The 2,939-nt window shown below is 65.0% G+C and carries 4 protein-coding genes and 1 pseudogene; 2 read left to right on the forward strand and 3 right to left on the reverse strand.

From position 1 onward, the window contains the following. Positions 1-179: 179 nt before the first annotated feature. Positions 180-434, forward strand: a pseudogene (locus tag ACOJSN_RS09890) (integrase core domain-containing protein); the annotation flags it as partial. A gap of 61 nt (positions 435-495) precedes the next feature. Here the strand turns inward: ACOJSN_RS09890 and ACOJSN_RS09895 are convergent. Genes ACOJSN_RS09895 through ACOJSN_RS09905 form a run of 3 tightly spaced genes read right to left on the reverse strand, consistent with a single transcriptional unit; the run spans position 496 to position 2,014 of the window. Continuing rightward, on the reverse strand, positions 496-633 hold the full coding sequence (locus ACOJSN_RS09895) for a hypothetical protein (protein WP_420112326.1): 138 nt from the start codon (positions 631-633) through the stop codon (positions 496-498). Between the two features lie 50 nt (positions 634-683). Beyond that, a complete protein-coding gene (locus tag ACOJSN_RS09900; RefSeq protein ID WP_420112327.1) occupies positions 684-920 on the reverse strand; it encodes a transposase in 237 nt (78 codons plus the stop codon). A 41-nt stretch (positions 921-961) separates the two neighbouring features. Continuing rightward, positions 962-2,014 carry a LacI family DNA-binding transcriptional regulator gene (locus ACOJSN_RS09905; RefSeq protein WP_420112328.1) on the reverse strand — a complete coding sequence of 351 codons (1,053 nt, stop codon included), beginning with the start codon at positions 2,012-2,014 and terminating at the stop codon, positions 962-964. Positions 2,015-2,183: 169 nt separating this feature from the next. On the opposite strand from ACOJSN_RS09905, the gene ACOJSN_RS09910 reads away from it, so the two are divergent. Beyond that, positions 2,184-2,939, forward strand: a 756-nt coding sequence (locus ACOJSN_RS09910; protein WP_420112329.1) for an extracellular solute-binding protein, incomplete at its 3' end; no start/stop codon positions are given.

A 2,939-nucleotide genomic window follows, 5' to 3' on the forward strand; every position in this document is an offset into this window, starting at 1 on the left:
GCGTCGGCATCGTCCGCATGCAGCACCACGCCCCCACCAGGGCTACGTCGCCAGGCGCACCGCAGAGGGCAAGACCAAAGCCGATATCATCCGCTGCTTGAAGCGACTCCTCGCCCGCGAACTCTGGGCCGCGATGCGACCCATCCGTGACGCCCGACACCACCTCGCCCACGCCGCTTGACAGCTATAGGAGCATCAACGCCCTGGCCGAGTCCACCATCGGGCTGTTCAAGACAGAGCTGATCCGCCGCCGAGGCCCCTGGCGCACCCTGGACGACGTCGAGATCGCGACCCTTGAATGGGTCGACTGGTTCAACAACCACCGCCTGCACACCGAGCTCGGAGACATCCCACCCGCCGAGCACGAGATCAATCACTACCGTCAGATCACAGCGTCGAGGACACTGGAAACCAGAGAACCGATCCTCCACTGAACCCGGGGCGGTTCACATCATCCTTCCCAGGATTGAGAGCCTCCACCAGACCCGGTGCGATTCATGCTGCACCGGGTGAGTTGGCACGGTCCCACCACTTGTAGAACCACGCCAGCGATACCCCCAGCAGCGCGCAGACGACCGTGTGTGGCACCCGGTAGTCGGTCCTCTGGTCAGCGATGAAGAGTGCCACGCTCACTTCGTCGCCTCCTTCACCCACAGGACCACGGATCGATTGAGGACATCACTCTACATCCGCAGCTCGGCAACCTCCGCACGCAGCCGCTTGAGCTCCTCCACGCCATCCTTCGACAGCCCATCACGCCCCTCGGCTGCCTCTCGAGCACGGTTCACCCAGTTACCCAGCGTGCCCTCGTTCACGCCCAGGTCGCGCGCGACCTGCGCGATCGGCTTTCCGGTCTCTTCGACGATCCGGACCGCTCCCTCACGGAACTCCCGGTCGTACTTCTTCCGCTTCTCTGGCATCTGGATCCTCATTGTCGATGCCTCTACGGTCCGGGGGAACCTCAGTCAGGGCGGTCAGCGAGTGCGCTGATCTCACCTGAGCCGCGTGCGATGAGTTGTCCCGGGACGATGATGGTCCGTGCTTCGAGAGGTTCGGTGGCGTTGAGCCGTTCGATGACACATTCACCGCACCGTCGGCCGAGCTCGATGGGGTCTTGGGAGAAGGCGCTGAGGGGCGGGCTCATGACGTCGGCGAGGTCGAGGTCGTCGAACGCGACGTGTGCGATCTGGGCTTCGAGCTCGAGATCGTGGAGCGCTTGGCGTACGCCCATAAGGTCGGAGTTGGATGCTGCGAAGATCGCCGTGGGCCGGCCGGGGCTCTGGAGGAGTTCGCGTGTGCCTTGGCGAACATCGGGAACGCCGCGGTCGTGTTCGAAGGCGAGGAGTGGGGCTTCGTCGTTGGTGATGCCCGCGGACATGAGTGCGCTGCGGTAGCCGGCGAGTCGCTCGCTGATGGGGTGGCCGGTGATGTTCGTCCCGATGAAGGCGATTCTCCGGTGACCGTTCTCGATCATGTGTTCGGTGGCGACGAAGGCGCCCGCGGCGTGATCGGAGGTCACGGTGTCGCAGCCGGGCAGGATCGCCGGGCGGTCCACGTAGACGATCGGCGTCGTCGGATGCACGCGGGGGACGAGAAACGAGTGATCAGCCATCACAGTGATCACGACGAGCGCTGAGACCCGGCGCCGGTAGAACTCGAGCAGCAGCTCGCGTTCGGTGGCTGGTTCACCGTCGGAGCTTCCCGTGAAGAGCATGAGGCCGTGCGGGCGGAGCGCGACCTCGAGGCCTCGGGCGATACCCGCTGAGAACGGGTTCTGGACGGTCTCGACACAGAGCCCGACGGCGCCACCGGCGCCGTTCGGGTTCCGCATCGCCGAGGCGTTGTAGTTGGGTTCGTACCCTAGTTTCTCGACGGCGTCGAGCACCTTCGCCCGCAGTGCCGGGTCGACGTTGCCGTTACCACTGACGACGCGGGAGACGGTCATCGGGCTAACGCCCGCCAGCGCTGCGACGTCCCGCCCCGTCGGGGACGGCCTCCGCTTGCCACTCCTCATGTCCGCATCTGCCTCTCCGCGAGGGACCGATACCTCCAACTCGCCGGCACGGGTGATGTTGAGCGCCGTCGAGTCGCAGACACCCTAACAAACTTCGTCTTGCGTATTCGATGTGATGCGTCTACCGTGTTCAAGGTATCGATACCTCCAACTCGATGAGGAGTAGTTGATGAGTACACGACCCACTGGCCGAGAGCACCGGATCAGTCGCCGCTCGCTGTTGCAGGGAGGGCTCGCCGGTGCGGGGATGCTGGCCATCCCGGGCCTGGCTGCCAGTTGCACGTCCGCAGGTGGGGGCGGCGCCGCGGGCAACGGCATGAGCTTCATGTACTGGGGGTCGTCGTACGAGGACGAGGTGGTGCGCACCATGCTGGACGCCTTCGCCGAGGGGTCCGGCACGCCGATGACTCCGATGTTCACCACCGGCACTGAGCAGCAGTACAACACCAAGCTGAACACGCTGGTCGCGGGCGGCACGCCGCCGGACGTGCTCTACCTGCACGACTACAAGGCCTATGAGCTCGCCGAGAAGAACCTGCTGCTGAACGTGGTGGACTACTTCGACCAGTACCCGAACCTGGAGGAGCGCCTCCCGGGGACGTACTACTTCTGGGACGAGGGCAAGTGCCTTGGCAACCAGACCGGCACGACGGCGAATCTGCTGTATTACAAGAAGGGCTCGTTCGACGACGCGGGCCTGGAGTACCCGCCCGCGGTGGCCGCGGACGCGTGGGACTGGGACACCTTCATCGAACGCGCCGACGCGTTGACCTTCGACTCCAACGGCCGGCACCCGTCGGAGTCGGGCTTCGATCCCAACCGTGTGGAGCAGTTCGGTGTCTCGAACTTCTTCGGCCAGTGGTACCCGTTCGTCGCGGCGAACGGGGGCGATGTCACTGATCCGACCGGCATGGAGTACTGGCTG

It is taken from the genome of Pseudactinotalea sp. (assembly GCF_048594945.1).
GTDB lineage: Bacteria > Actinomycetota > Actinomycetes > Actinomycetales > Beutenbergiaceae > Pseudactinotalea.